At 39.3% G+C, this 13,252-nt stretch carries 11 protein-coding genes; 4 read left to right on the top strand and 7 right to left on the bottom strand.

The genetic code is table 11. The features are described 5' to 3' along the window. Window positions 1-53: 53 nt before the first annotated feature. From LQ227_RS22925 to LQ227_RS22910, 4 genes are all read right to left on the bottom strand, one after another. Window positions 54-944, bottom strand: a complete 891-nt coding sequence (locus LQ227_RS22925; RefSeq protein ID WP_230145215.1) for an SMP-30/gluconolactonase/LRE family protein — start codon at window positions 942-944, stop codon at window positions 54-56. Between the two features lie 36 nt (window positions 945-980). Then, the gene (locus LQ227_RS22920) at window positions 981-2,741 is read right to left on the bottom strand and encodes an ABC transporter ATP-binding protein (RefSeq protein WP_230151273.1); all 1,761 of its coding nucleotides are present in this window, start codon (window positions 2,739-2,741) and stop codon (window positions 981-983) included. Continuing rightward, complete coding sequence (locus tag LQ227_RS22915) at window positions 2,725-4,461, bottom strand: ABC transporter ATP-binding protein (RefSeq protein ID WP_230151270.1); 1,737 nt, start codon at window positions 4,459-4,461, stop codon at window positions 2,725-2,727. The genes LQ227_RS22920 and LQ227_RS22915 overlap by 17 nt, the downstream gene beginning before the upstream one ends. Window positions 4,462-4,651: 190 nt before the next feature. Next, on the bottom strand, window positions 4,652-5,254 hold the full coding sequence (locus LQ227_RS22910) for an LURP-one-related/scramblase family protein (RefSeq protein ID WP_230145212.1): 603 nt from the start codon (window positions 5,252-5,254) through the stop codon (window positions 4,652-4,654). A gap of 382 nt (window positions 5,255-5,636) precedes the next feature. Here LQ227_RS22910 and LQ227_RS22905 point away from each other — a divergent pair, with 382 nt between their 5' ends. Continuing rightward, window positions 5,637-6,482: a S1 RNA-binding domain-containing protein gene (locus tag LQ227_RS22905; protein WP_116250690.1), complete on the top strand. Its 846-nt coding sequence runs from the start codon at window positions 5,637-5,639 to the stop codon at window positions 6,480-6,482. Between the two features lie 381 nt (window positions 6,483-6,863). Here LQ227_RS22905 and LQ227_RS22900 read toward each other — a convergent pair whose 3' ends face one another. From LQ227_RS22900 to LQ227_RS22890, 3 genes are all read right to left on the bottom strand, one after another. After that, on the bottom strand, window positions 6,864-7,535 hold the full coding sequence (locus tag LQ227_RS22900; RefSeq protein ID WP_230145211.1) for an MCP four helix bundle domain-containing protein: 672 nt from the start codon (window positions 7,533-7,535) through the stop codon (window positions 6,864-6,866). A 94-nt stretch (window positions 7,536-7,629) separates the two neighbouring features. Continuing rightward, the gene (locus LQ227_RS22895; protein ID WP_230145210.1) at window positions 7,630-9,063 is read right to left on the bottom strand and encodes an ATP-dependent RecD-like DNA helicase; all 1,434 of its coding nucleotides are present in this window, start codon (window positions 9,061-9,063) and stop codon (window positions 7,630-7,632) included. A gap of 254 nt (window positions 9,064-9,317) precedes the next feature. Next, a complete protein-coding gene (locus tag LQ227_RS22890; RefSeq protein ID WP_230145209.1) occupies window positions 9,318-10,457 on the bottom strand; it encodes a putative sensor domain DACNV-containing protein in 1,140 nt (379 codons plus the stop codon). A gap of 381 nt (window positions 10,458-10,838) precedes the next feature. On the opposite strand from LQ227_RS22890, the gene LQ227_RS22885 reads away from it, so the two are divergent. From LQ227_RS22885 to coaD, 3 genes are all read left to right on the top strand, one after another. Beyond that, window positions 10,839-11,645, top strand: coding sequence for a DUF3822 family protein (locus tag LQ227_RS22885; protein ID WP_230145208.1), 807 nt, complete (start codon window positions 10,839-10,841; stop codon window positions 11,643-11,645). Further along, a complete protein-coding gene (rsmD, locus tag LQ227_RS22880) occupies window positions 11,636-12,169 on the top strand; it encodes a 16S rRNA (guanine(966)-N(2))-methyltransferase RsmD (RefSeq protein WP_116250695.1) in 534 nt (177 codons plus the stop codon). The genes LQ227_RS22885 and rsmD overlap by 10 nt, the downstream gene beginning before the upstream one ends. Before the next feature lie 352 nt (window positions 12,170-12,521). Beyond that, on the top strand, window positions 12,522-12,983 hold the full coding sequence (gene coaD, locus LQ227_RS22875) for a pantetheine-phosphate adenylyltransferase (protein ID WP_029279302.1): 462 nt from the start codon (window positions 12,522-12,524) through the stop codon (window positions 12,981-12,983). Window positions 12,984-13,252: the final 269 nt, after the last annotated feature.

Raw genomic sequence — 13,252 nt, 5'->3', positions numbered from 1 at the left:
TTCATTCTTAGTTTTGTCGGCTTTGCATGCCCTTAAAAGACTATAATGAACTATTACTCTATCCCTTTTGCATTCGTTGGAATAACGTACAGCGATTTTGAAGCCGTAATAAAAAGCATGTTTTTGTCTTTTCCACCAAAACAAATATTACCGCACCACTCTTCGGGAATATCAATATGGCCGATTTTTTCGCCAGTAGGCTTGTAAATATTCACTCCTTTTCCGGTTACATAAATATTTCCATTACTGTCTAAAGTCATTCCATCAGAATGCTGGTTAAGGAAAATTTGCTTATCCGTTAACCTCGCATCAGCACCAATACGATAACGATAAGTTTTATTGGCATTCATATCGGCCACATACAAAAATTTACCATCCGGAGTACCTACAATACCGTTAGGCTTGATAATATCGTCCGTCGCGATAATGGCTTCCTTTTTCCCTTTCGGAAGATAATATACTTTTTGACCTTGAATCTCAGGCGATTTCCTGATCCAGTAATCGCGCTGATAATAAGGGTCAGTAAAATAAATGCCTCCTTTAGCATCCAACCAGATATCGTTTGGCCCGTTTACCTTTTTGCCTTCATAATCGCTGAAGAGCACTTTTATCTTTTTGTTTTTATCGATAGACCAGATCTGATTATTCTCGTCGGCACAAACAATCAGGTTACCTTTTTTATCGAAATAAGTACCGTTTGCCCTTCCCGATTTGTCCATATACAGGCTCAGTTTGCCATCAATACCATATTTCCAGATTTTATCATTAGGCTGATCAGTAAAAAACACGTTTCCCTGTTTATCAACTGATGCACCTTCTGTAAACTTAAATTGTGAAGAAATCAACTTTAAACTATCCTGAACAAAAAGGTTTTGCCCTTTGCTTTGCGCAAAGGAGATGGTGCTTAAGGCCGAAAGCGCCAAAAAGAAGAAATATTTTCTCATTTGTATTTTTTTTTACCTGATAGGTTTATAAAGATATCAACTTACCCTTTTCCCTTTCAGTAACATATTTAATGCATCGTTCAGCGTTCCGGCTTTTTGCACTTCGCCTTCATTTACAAAATAAATTTCGTCAGCGTTTTCGATGGTGTTTAAACGGTGCGCAATAATAACAAGCGTGGTTTCTTTCGACAGTTTATTTAAAATGCTACCTAAAAGTTGTTCAGTAATGGTATCGATGTTGGCTGTAGCTTCATCAAGGATTAACAGTTCAGGATTTCTTAACACCGCACGCATAAAGGCAATCAACTGTTTCTGACCCAAACTTATACTGTCAGATCCCGAAGTAATCTGTGTATTCAACCCTTCGTCAAATATGGCTAAAAGTGCATTTAAGTTGGCTTCTTCAATTATTTTCTCCAGCTGTGCATCACTTACGTCCTTATATTGACTATTGCCATACAAAATATTCTCTTTTACCGTTCCGGTAAATAAAAATGGTTCCTGTAAAATGAACCCGATTTTTTGTGTTCTTTCCTCAGCAGAAAATGAACGGATATCTTTACCGTTTAATAAAACCGTTCCTTTAGTGGCATCATACAAACGCGAAATTAAAGAAGCAGTAGTGGTCTTTCCTCCTCCGGTTGGACCAATCAAAGCATAAGTTTTTCCTTTTTCGAACCTGAGGTTAATGTTATGGAGGATTTCTTTACTGTCGTCATAAGAGAAATGCACATTTTTAAACTCAAGCAAAGCATCAGAAGTGATATTTCCGTCAACTTTAACCTGTTTTAGGTCACTCTCTAATGATAAGATCTGCGATATCCTGTCCCAACTGGCCATAGCCACCTGAAAACTTGTCCAAAGGGCAGCCAATTGCCTTAGCGGATTATAAAAATTGGTGGTATAAGCAATATAACTCACCAATAAACCCAATGTAAAGTTGCCAGTGGAAATCAGGTAAATACCGAATAATAAGGTGATCAGCTGTGCAATGCTCGATAACAAACCGTAAACCGGCACAAAAATATTATTGGCTAAACCCGCACCTATGGCTGTTTTATAGTTTTCGGTATTGGCTTCATTAAAACGTTTCCTAAAATAATCCCTGCGGTTAAATGCAATAATCACTTTAAAGTTGTTGAGGCTTTCCTGTATTTCGGCACTCATTCCGCCAACACTTTTTAAGTTTTTGGCATTTTTTCCTTTTACCCAGGGTGATAAAGCCATCGTAAAAAGAACGATCACCACTGCAGGCGAAAGTGTTGCGGCGCCTAGTTCTAAATTAATCGAAAGCAAGAAAATACCGGCACCGATCATGGTTACAATACTGCCTATGAACTGCATTAAGGACTGTGAGAAAAACTGGTTCAGCTTATCGGTATCATTATTCACCCTCGAAATCAGATCACCAGCTTTGTTCTGATTAAAAAATGAAACCGGTAACTCCTGCAGTTTATTAAAAATGGCATTACGCAAAGTGTATAACATCCGCTGGCCTACTCCACCCATCAACCTGGTTTGGGTGTAACCGGTAACCATAGCAATCATATACATCACTAACAGTATACCACCAAAAATAAGCACACCATGAAACTGTTTGGTGCGGATATAGGTATCAACCGTGTGGCCTACCAATAATGGTCCCAAAAGCAACAGACCTGAGTTAATCAAAATGGCAATCAGCGCCAGCCAAAGGTTCTTACGTTCAGCCGAGATCAGTTTTAGCAGGCTTTTCAGCGCCTTCAAAGTAGATCGCTTTTCCTGCCTGGTGTTAAGCTGGTTAAGATTGTAGTTCATAATTACTGGTGCTCTGTTGTGAATTGTAAATCTGAACATATTCGGGGCTGCTTTTCAGCAATTCCTGATGGGTTCCTTCTGCAATGATTTCGCCCTGCATCAGCAAAATCACTTTATCGTAATGTTCAACAGAAGCTATTTTTTGTGTAATGGAAAGTAAAGTTAAACCAGGATAATTTTGTTGGATGTTCTCCAAAATCCTTTTCTCGGTATTGGTATCAACACGGGCTGTAAAATCATCAAGCAATAAGATCTTCGGATTCACCGCTAAAGCCCTGGCCAGCATAATGCGTTGTTTTTGTCCACCCGAAAGGCTGTTTCCACGTTCTGAAACAATAGTATTCAATTGATCAGGTAAGGCATCTACAAAATCTTTCAGTTCAGCAGTAGCTATAGCTTTCGCAAGCGATTCGTCTGTAACGGTATCGCTAAAGGCAATATTTTCCCTGATACTCATGTTGAACATAATGCTGTCCTGAAATACGAAGCCAACCTGTTGGTGAAAATTCTCCTGGTTGTACTTTTTAATTTCTTCGTTATCGAACAGCACCGCACCAGAATCTGCTTCAATAAGACCTGTCAAAATATAAAGTAATTGTGTTTTACCCGCAGCAGTAGGGCCGATAATAGCCGTTTTAGAACCTGCTTTAGCCGAAAATGAAACCGATTTTAAAACTGGTTTTTGCCCGAAACTCAAATTAAGATCTTTCGCTTCTACTTCCCCTCGTAATTGTGTGCTTAGCGTACCTGGATGTTTGATCTCAGCAGCATTCAGCACGCTTTCTATCCTTTGGTAAGATGCCGTAGCCTGCGCAATTACATTGCTCATAAAACCGATTACCAAAATGGGAAATATAATGAGGGTGAGGTAACTGCTAAAAGCGGTAAATTCGCCCAGGGTCATCGAATTGGTAATTACAAAGTGACCACCCAGTACCAGAATGCACAAACCGGATAAATTGGCTGTAAAAACAATAACCGGTATCAGTGCGGCAAACATACGGAGAATAGAAATTCCTAAATCTCTCGCTTTGGCATTCGCATCTATAAATTTATTGTATTCTAAAGCTTGCGAATTAATTACCCGGATTAAAGCCGAGCCTAAAATACTTTCGCTGATTACTTTGTTCAGCCAATCGATCACTTCCCTGCTCTTTTTGAAAAGTACTTTTACCTTGCTTAACACATAGAAAAATGCGCCACCGATTATCGGCACAATAGCAATCACACAAAGTGCCAGTTTCCAGTTAATCATCAGAAGGAGAATACTTGCCCCAACGATTAAAAAAATAGACGAGCAGATAGAAACGATAGCCTGCGAAACAAACATTTTAATCGAATCGGCATCAGCCGTAAGATTGGTCAGCAGTTTTGAGGGATTAGCCTGAATAATATAGGCATGGCTCTGTCGCGAAATCTGATCAGACAACCTTGTTCTTAAGTCTCTTGCCACACGTTCAGAAGCATAGGTTTGTACGATACTCTGCAAATAAGTAAAGATAAAAACCAGTACAATAGCCAGTGAAAACTGAAGAAGAATGGATTGAAGGTTGAAAGTTTTGTTGGTATAAGAATCGATACCATTGGCAATAATCTTCGGTAAGAGTAAGTTGATACCATTACTGAGCAACGCAAACAGGATCAGCATAAAAATTAAGCCCCTGTAGTTTCCAAGTAAACTGAAAATACTCGGCTTTTTGGCTTCTTTGGTTTTTTCCATATCAATGAAGATACCTTAAATTGTAGGCTCCAAATTTAACCCAAAGAAATGATTAAATAGCTAAATAATTAATTAGAGAATGATTGAATTTTGAGTGAGAGAATGTTTGGGGGATTTTTATTAAATCTTTCCTTCCTTACATCCACTCATTTTATCATTCAATCACTCTCTCATTCAATCATTAACTTTCTTATTTACTTTCTTTCAAAACCATATCAATGGTAATGGCCGTGGCCACAATTGCAACTTTCTGATTGCTTTCTGCATAACTGGGATCGATAGACACATTGTATTTATCGGCAGTGGTGAAAACCTCTTTCAAAGCACCAGCCCACTTTTTATTTATTTTACCCATTTCAGCACCTGCATTGTTGGTGATGCTAAAGTTCCAGGCTTTCCAATCGCCGGAGATTTTTGCGATCTCTTCTCCAGATGTTGGACTCGAAATGGTAAAAGTAGGCTTGAAGAATTTAAATTTTTGTTTAATAATGCCCACTTCAACACCAAGTGGATCGGTCACAATAATTTTCGACATCCAGAAGGTCCATCCTCTTGTAATGGTGGCCTGCAACTGGTCGTTAATATCGGTAATTTCTAATTTAAAAGGCATCATTCGCTTATCAACCAATAAGGTTAAAGCCTTTTGCCAGCCAGAAATACGCTGCTTAATAATCCCGATCTGGGCACCCTGATCGTTATAAACTTTGTACTCGTTCGCAAACTTTAAGAAGTTTACTTTCTCATCAATAAAATACTCATCGCTTAAAAAAAATGGAGGAATCTGCTTGTTCATATTGTAGTTTTAATATTAGATAAGCCGCTAAAATATATATTTTTTTTCATTGCGGGTTCAAGTAGCCGTGAGAGATGGTCATTGCGAGAAGGCTTTTTCAGCCGACGAAGCAATCTTTATGGCAAGGATCACTGGCATGAAAGATTGCTTCGTCGTTCCTCCTCGCAATGACGACCTTTCTTTAGGAATCTGTCAATTGTAACCATGTGAAGGGCAAATAAGGTTATTTTTTTCATCGCAAATGCACACGGATATTAAGATCTGTGCGCATCCTTTTTAGCTGCGGTTAAAATTACTCCAACAGATTTAAAACCAATTTGCAACGAAACATTGCTACCTTTGCAGCAAAAGCCATTGAAGAAAATGGTTAAACCCAAAACACATGATTGAAATAGGAAAATACAACGAGTTAAGGATTTTAAGCAAAACAGAAGCTGGATTAAACTTAACCGATGGCGATAAACTGGTCATCCTGCCTTACCAATACGTTCCGAATGGCGTAGAAATTGGCGATAACATTACCGTTTTTGTTTTTGTACAAAAAGATGGCCGCTTAACCGGAACTACCCAGAAAGCATATGCCGAAGTGGGTGATTTTGCTTTTTTGAAGGTGGTTTCTGATGGTGATGATGGCGTTTTTATGGATCTTGGTATCGATAAAGATGTGTATGTACCAGACCGTGAGCAAAAAAGGCCGATGCAAAAAGGCTATAAATATGTGGTTTACCTATATTTAGATGAAAGCAACGACCGCCTGTTGGCCTCTTCTAAACTGTATGATTTTGTTGAAGAAGATGGTTTCGATTTTGAAGAGGGCGACGAAGTAAGCTTATTGATTACCGAAGAAACCGATCTTGGTTTTAACGCCATTATCAACAATACTTATATCGGTTTGCTTTATAATAATGAGGTTTTCGATAATATCCAACCGGGCGAAATGCGCAAAGGCTGGATCAAGAAAATCCGGGTGGAGGGTAAGATCGATTTAACCTTACAGCCAAGTGGTTACGGCCATATTCTCGATTCGAAAGAGATGATGTTGAAAGAGCTAAAAAAGAGTGGTGGTGTTATTGAACTGGGCGATAAAAGTTCTCCAGAAGATATTTATCACCGCTTCCAGATCAGTAAAAGTGCCTTCAAAAAAACCATTGGCTCACTATATAAGGAGCGTTTAATCGTACTTTCTGATGATTCGATCAGATTAATTACAGACGACGAAGCAGAATAAAAGCATCAGCCACGGAAACACAGATTAACACGGAATAGTTTTTCGCCATTTCCGTGCTTCCGTGGCAAAAATCATGAAAACTTCCCGCCATAGGCTGCGACTAATCTTGAGTAATCAAAAAAACTGACCTAAAGATCTCTCCACTACGGTCGAGATGACGAAACTTGGTTAGCCACGGAAACACAGATTAACACGGAATAGTTTTTCGCCATTTCCGTGCTTCCGTGGCAAAAAATAACCAAAACTTCCCACCATAGGCTGCGACTAATCATGTTTCTTTAAGCGTTTTGTCATCCTGTCCAAAGGACTCCTTTGAAGAGCGTAGTCGAAGGACCTCCACAATGGTGAGGCGAATTGATTTCCGTGTCTCCGTGGCAAAACTTAATTCAAATTAAACTTCTCGCTCTGAATTTTCACTGCATTCGAAGCCGAAACAATAGCTACGATCATAATTCCGATCACAATAGCCAAAATAACCTGCAGGGTAGAATATACCTTTGTTCCGGAAACGAAGATCTTTGAACCTTTAATCAGATCATTGCCCACTTTAGATTGTATTTTAATCAAGGCCGAAAGCTTAACCAGTGTTTCATCAATAGCATTTTTTCCCATCGACTCATAAATTATTCTTCCTTCAGTACCTGCCATGTTTATTATTTTCGCCTCCAATCCCTGTTGAACAGTTAATGCTTTTTTAAGATCGTGTAAAAAATTTCTCTCCTGTTTTACCAATAAAGTAAGTTCATATTTATTGATTATCGAATCTATTTTACGATTGTGTTTATTCATTTTTACTATACCGATTGAAGGCTGAACAGTACCATCCCTGAATAATATTTCCTGAAGAATCTTGTTTTTATGGTACAGGTTTTCGGCAATAAAATATAAATCTGTGGCCGGAACAAGTCTGTCGTTGTACATTGAAATGAAAGATTCGTTAATCTTCTCTACACTTTTATCTTCCAAAAAACGGATCAACAAGGTGCAGCACATGATGCAGAAAAGCAAAAAAGCTATTTTTAGCTTGTTTTTAAGACTAAAGGCAAATTTCATATATAATCTGGTTAATATGTTCAACACAAAGGCGCAAAGTACACCAAGATAATTCAATCAGAGAGATCTTTCTAATCTGTGTAATCACCTTCCTCTAAAAGTAGTCTTCCTGCGCGGTCTTCGCGAAAAGCTGAGGCGCAAAATTGACTAAATATAACTCTTTTTTTGCTCGCGTTACAGCAGTATATAACCAGCGGAGAAAATCGAGATCAATCATTTCTTCAGTAAGATAACCCTGATCAGCAAAAACGGCATCCCACTGTCCGCCCTGTGCTTTATGGCAGGTTACCGCATAAGCAAATTTAATTTGCAGGGCGTTGTAAAAAGGATCTGCTTTAATGGCCAACATCCGTTGCCGTTTATTGGCAATGTGCTCATAATCTTCATTGAGCCCGTCAAAAAGCTTTTTATTCTGCTCATATGGCAGATTAGCGCTTTCTAAATTGAGCGTATCCAACATTACTTTGCAACTAATCTGCCCTGCAGCGGGGAAATCCATAAACTCTAAAGTGGCATCGGCAAAACGGAATCCATAACGTTCTTCTTCCCCCCTCACGCGAATCACCTTTGCCATATCGCCATTGGCAATAAAAGCAGTATCCTCGTTTTCTGGTAGCCAGAAATAATTGTTCCGCACCACCATAATCTGATCGCCGCCCGTTAACTCTTCCTCGCGGTACAACAACCTGGCTCTAATCTGCTGATTATACACATTCGCCGATTTATTGGAACGGCAAACCACCAGGGTATTTTCCATGCCGAATTTACGGTAAGCATATTCCAGCCCTTCAACCAAACGCGCCCCGGGCATATTGTAAATATCGGTATAACTTTTAGTCAGGAATTTAGGCATCGGATTTTCAGGATTTTTAGCAATCTGATTTCTCAACATCGTGGCATTGGCCAAAATACCCGATTTCTTCCCTTGCCTAACTACTTCCTTTAACTCAACAGACGACACGGTTAATGCAAATTTATCTTTGAGGTATTGCTCGTTCAATGCCGGACTATCTAAACTCCCCACAGGAGGTAGCTGGGCCGTATCGCCCACAAAAAGCAAAAAGCAGTTTTTGGTATTGTACACAAACTCCAACAGATCTCTTAATATTGAAGAGCCTGTTTCATTAAATTCATCGGCAATCATCGAGGCCTCGTCGATAATAAACAACGTATTTTCCGAGAGATTAGGTGCCAATTGAAACTGCATTTCGGGCGATGCTGCCGAGCGCTTGCGGTAGATGCGTTTATGTATGGTTAATGCTTTTCGGTATGAATACTGGCTCATTACTTTCGCTGCCCTTCCCGTTGGCGCAAGCAGTTCACTACGCAGATTAAATTGTTTCAAAACCTTCACCAAAGCGGCTACAGAGGTGGTTTTACCCGTACCAGCGTAACCTTTAAGCACAAAACAGCGGTACTCGTCGTCCTGTTGCAAAAACACCGACATCCGCTCGCAAAAAAGCAATTGCTCCTTGGTTGGTGTATGTTCGTATGCTGAAGCTATAAGCTGACTTTTATCGAGTATCATTTCTAATGGTTAATTGTTTTAAACGGTTAATCGGTTAACTGTTTAGTGTGCGTGAAATGTACCTGAGCTTTTAGCACAGGCCTATTTAACTAAACCGTATTGAAGCGGTATCTCCCGATCTAATGAACATTTGTTTTTCTCCAAAGGTTTGATCGGGAATTTAGCGGAAAGACGGACTACAGTACCCGATTAGCAGTACAGCGCCTTTCCAAACAAATACAATCGCTATGTCTATGCTTTCTGCTCCTTGCTTATTACAAAAGTAAGGTTTCGATGCGATGTGCCATTACCATATTTTGTTTTTTACTATAGCTGAAAATGGTAAAATGGCCATCCTGAGAGGCTACCAAACCAATAGATTGCGGCTGATCGTTAACAAACTGGGCCACGGAAAAGTGCCTGGTCCCTCCGAGCTGTCCGGGATAAAGAATTTTATCTTCGCCACCAACAATGGGCTCCGAAAATGCAATCTGCTCTACGGTTGGTTTGCCTTTAGCACGACCGATTTTTGCACCAAACGCAATCAGGTCAAATTCTTCGTTGATGATCGTTGCACCATCAACAGCTGTTAAACCTGCTAAATGCTCTACTTCGCGACGAACAGCCCCCTGCGAAAAAATTTCACTCTGGTTGCCGCTCTGTTTCGCCAGATTGGATAAACCACAGAATGGTGGTTTTACCAAATACTGTATCGGGTGGATAATAGATTCTTCCCATTTTGTATCGTCTTTCGGCACAATTAGCAAGGCTCCTCCACGACCATGGGCACGCATAGAAACCGAAAACTGGATCAAAATGTTAATGGGATCGTTCCAGCTGGCCAAAACGGTCAGATCTAACAAGGCCTGCAAAATAGGCGGACAATCTTTATTTGCACAACTGGTATCATCCACAATGCGGATCTGCTCTCCTTTAAGTACAGCAACATTGGTAAATTTACCGATGCCGTAAATCCTTCGGTGTTTAATTACGATTAATCCAGGTTCGGAAACATCAACAACAAAACAAAAGTTCGGAATATTGAGGGTTGTACCCCAGATATAAAGTTCACCATCTTCTTCCCAAACCCCTAAGTGAATTCCTGAACGTTCAATCCCAGGCGCTATTTTGGTTAAGGTATTGGCATTTAACGCTAGTTTTTTCGCAAAGCGCAATGGTTTCGACGTTTGATCCGGCGGTAAAAAAGCAATCGAAATCCTCGGCGAATGCCCTTCTTCCTTACGCAAGCTGCTCCAAAAAGCAACATCAATTATCGCTTCAATTATTTTTCGGTCTGGTTGAGTAGCCAAATCTATCTCACCCTGTGCAATTGCATTTTTATGCAGTTTAACAAAATGTTGCTCAATAGTTGCTGCAATCGTGTTTGCCGCTTTGTAGGTAGGCTTGTAACTCATGTTCCGAATTTAAGTCGAATATTTCGATTTTTGAATATCCGAAAGGTTTGATTTTGGTAAAAAAACACAGACATTTTTACCACAGATCTTCGCAGATAAACACAGCTATTTTTGATGCTCTTTTAACCGCAATGTACGCAGAGACAAGATTAACAACGAAGGCGCAAAGAACACAAAGTTAACTGTATATTATTGGGCGAATATCAATTCAATCTGGTGTCTCGGTCGGTAAAAAATTCACCGGTCCACAAGTCGTTTAGTAAGCAAAAATGGCGAAGAATTGTTTCCGTGAACTCCGTGTTTCCGTGGCAAAGAAACAAAGCACCCAAAAAATTAACCTCATCTTACCGTTAATCCTTAAAAAAGTCTATTTTTGTTTCAATGAGTAACAATAGTCTCTTATTAGTCGACCCGAATTTTAAAACTGATGCATCTGCAAACTGCCATTTATTGTTAAAAATAACGAATGACAGCTTTTCTTATGCTGTGGTAGGTAAGGACACAGAAGAGATTAATATCATTTTTGATAAACAAGGTTGTGAAGATGTGCAGAAAGAACTGAAATCTGCCTTTGAAACCGACGTTTACCTATCGTTAAGCTATGCAACGGTAAAAGCGGCAATCCATACCTCAAATTTTATTTTCATTCCTGATGAATGGTTTGATGGTGAAAATCTGTCCGTTTATTCCAAGTATTTAGGTTCCGATGCTAAAGTTTACACTAAACACAACGATAAGCTGGGTTTTAATACCGTTTTCTGTTTAGATGAGCATTTAAAAGCAAATCTGCCTGAAAAAACAGATTTATTTCCACAGTCTGAACCATTAATGGTTTTATTTAATCATTTGGCAGACGAATCTTTATTAATCGATTTTACAGCAGTATCTTTTAATGTACTCTACATAAAAGATAAAAAGATAGTTTTCCAAAACCATTATCAATCAGAAAACGCTGAGGAGTTTAATTATTTCCTGTTGCTGATGATCGAACAACTGGGCTTAACTGATGCCATTCCCGTTTATTTACAAGGCATTATAAACGAAGATGATGAGCATTATAACTGCTTATTAAAATACTTTAACCAACTTTATTTCTTCCTTCCCACTGGAAAACAAAATAGCGAATTATTGGCCGATATGCCCAAACACTATTTCAGCGGTCTCCTTGCTTTAGATTTATGCGAATAATTGGTGGCAAATTAAAGGGCATCCGTTTGCAGCCCCCTGCAAATTTACCGGTACGCCCAACTACGGATATGGCCAAAGAGGCACTTTTCAATATCCTCAACAACAAATATGATTTCGAAACCTGTTCTGTTTTAGATTTATTCTGCGGTACCGGAAATTTAACTTTTGAGTTTGCCTCGCGCGGTGCAGAAAGTATTTTAGCTGTTGATATGGATTATGGTTGCGTAAACTGGGTTAAAAACACAGCAAAACAACACCAGTTTGATCAGGTTGATGTGCGTAAAGGCGATGTTTTCAAGTTATTAAAACAAATGACCGGTGCTTACGACCTGATCTTTGCCGATCCGCCCTACAATATGCCCAACATCCCACAGATTCCGGTAATGGTAAAAGAGCAACAATTGCTTAAGCCTGATGGCCTGTTAATTGTAGAACACCAAAGTAACATGAAACTGAACAGCCAGCCCGGCTACACCGAAACCAGAAAATACGGCAATTCATCGTTCAGTTTTTTTGAGTTATAGTAGTTCAGTCGTTCATTGGTCATTAGTTCATGGTTAATGGCGCATAGTTATTTTATTTTTAGAAAGCGGGCATTTTTGCGTTGTGGCAGCCTTTGGTCCTGCTTTTCATTACAAGTCCTCACCCGATAAAGGATCGGGTTCCGGGCTTTCCATTGCAATCAGGCTTAAAATGGGCAGTCTGCTCCAGTTATAATGCCGCTGAATTTCTTAATGTTCTTAATTCCTTAATGATAAAAGATTAAGCCAGGTGCATTCCGTGTAAATCCGTGTTTCCATGGCAAAAAATAACCCTCATTGCATTCTTCGTGTCTTAGTGGTAAATAATTCCGCCATAAAAATCTATATTTGAATCATGAAGATAGCGCTATTTCCAGGCTCATTTGATCCGATCACTATTGCGCACGTAAATATTTTACAACGTGCTACCCCACTTTTCGATAAAATTGTAGTGGGTATCGGACTAAACAGTTCTAAACAGAATTTCTTAAGTGCAGAGCAGCGTCTTCAGATTTTGCAGACTGTTTTTAAAGGCTATCAGAATATCGAAATCCAAACTTACGAAGGTTTAACGGTAGATTTCTGTAGAAAAATAGATGCCACCTATATGGTTCGTGGTATCCGTTCGGCTGCTGATTTCGAATACGAAAGAGCCATCGCTCAGATCAATCAGACCATGATGCCCGAAGTAGAAACCATTTTACTGTTAAGCAAACCCGAATATTCAGCCATCAGCTCTACCATTGTGCGCGATATTTTAAGAAACCATGGTGACGTAAGCCCATTTGTACCAAAAGAAGCACTTAGTTTTTTATAGTACTCCGTTAACGCAACTAGTCTTAGCGTCTCCAATGCTATTAAGTTAAGCTATTTATATGCTTGGTGCAACCTGCTTTTATTTTGCCGAACTTTAATTCTGGGAAAGCTTCTTGTTGGCTTTACCGCAACTACAGTTTTAGAAATTTGCTCTATTAGCTGTTTAATTATTGTTTTCAGTTTTGATCCCATTACTAACTCAATTAGGCTGTTCCTAACAAATCTGAATGCATTTTGCCAGTTGAAGATATAACCGTATCTTCTTTTATC

It is taken from the genome of Pedobacter sp. Bi27, assembly GCF_918698255.1.
Taxonomy (GTDB): Bacteria; Bacteroidota; Bacteroidia; order Sphingobacteriales; family Sphingobacteriaceae; genus Pedobacter.
Note: the sequence above shows the minus strand (reverse complement) of the source record. Positions and strands in the feature narration are given on the sequence as shown.

Excerpts from the sequence above, each read along its gene's own strand:
- LQ227_RS22925 (WP_230145215.1), bottom strand. The coding sequence starts at position 944 with ATGAGAAAATATTTCTTCTTTTTGGCGCTTTCGGCCTTAAGCACCATC.
- LQ227_RS22920 (WP_230151273.1), bottom strand. The coding sequence starts at position 2,741 with ATGAACTACAATCTTAACCAGCTTAACACCAGGCAGGAAAAGCGATCT.
- LQ227_RS22915 (WP_230151270.1), bottom strand. The coding sequence starts at position 4,461 with ATGGAAAAAACCAAAGAAGCCAAAAAGCCGAGTATTTTCAGTTTACTT.
- LQ227_RS22910 (WP_230145212.1), bottom strand. The coding sequence starts at position 5,254 with ATGAACAAGCAGATTCCTCCATTTTTTTTAAGCGATGAGTATTTTATT.
- LQ227_RS22905 (WP_116250690.1), top strand. The coding sequence starts at position 5,637 with ATGATTGAAATAGGAAAATACAACGAGTTAAGGATTTTAAGCAAAACA.
- LQ227_RS22900 (WP_230145211.1), bottom strand. The coding sequence starts at position 7,535 with ATGAAATTTGCCTTTAGTCTTAAAAACAAGCTAAAAATAGCTTTTTTG.
- LQ227_RS22895 (WP_230145210.1), bottom strand. The coding sequence starts at position 9,063 with ATGATACTCGATAAAAGTCAGCTTATAGCTTCAGCATACGAACATACA.
- LQ227_RS22890 (WP_230145209.1), bottom strand. The coding sequence starts at position 10,457 with ATGAGTTACAAGCCTACCTACAAAGCGGCAAACACGATTGCAGCAACT.
- LQ227_RS22885 (WP_230145208.1), top strand. The coding sequence starts at position 10,839 with ATGAGTAACAATAGTCTCTTATTAGTCGACCCGAATTTTAAAACTGAT.
- rsmD (WP_116250695.1), top strand. The coding sequence starts at position 11,636 with ATGCGAATAATTGGTGGCAAATTAAAGGGCATCCGTTTGCAGCCCCCT.
- coaD (WP_029279302.1), top strand. The coding sequence starts at position 12,522 with ATGAAGATAGCGCTATTTCCAGGCTCATTTGATCCGATCACTATTGCG.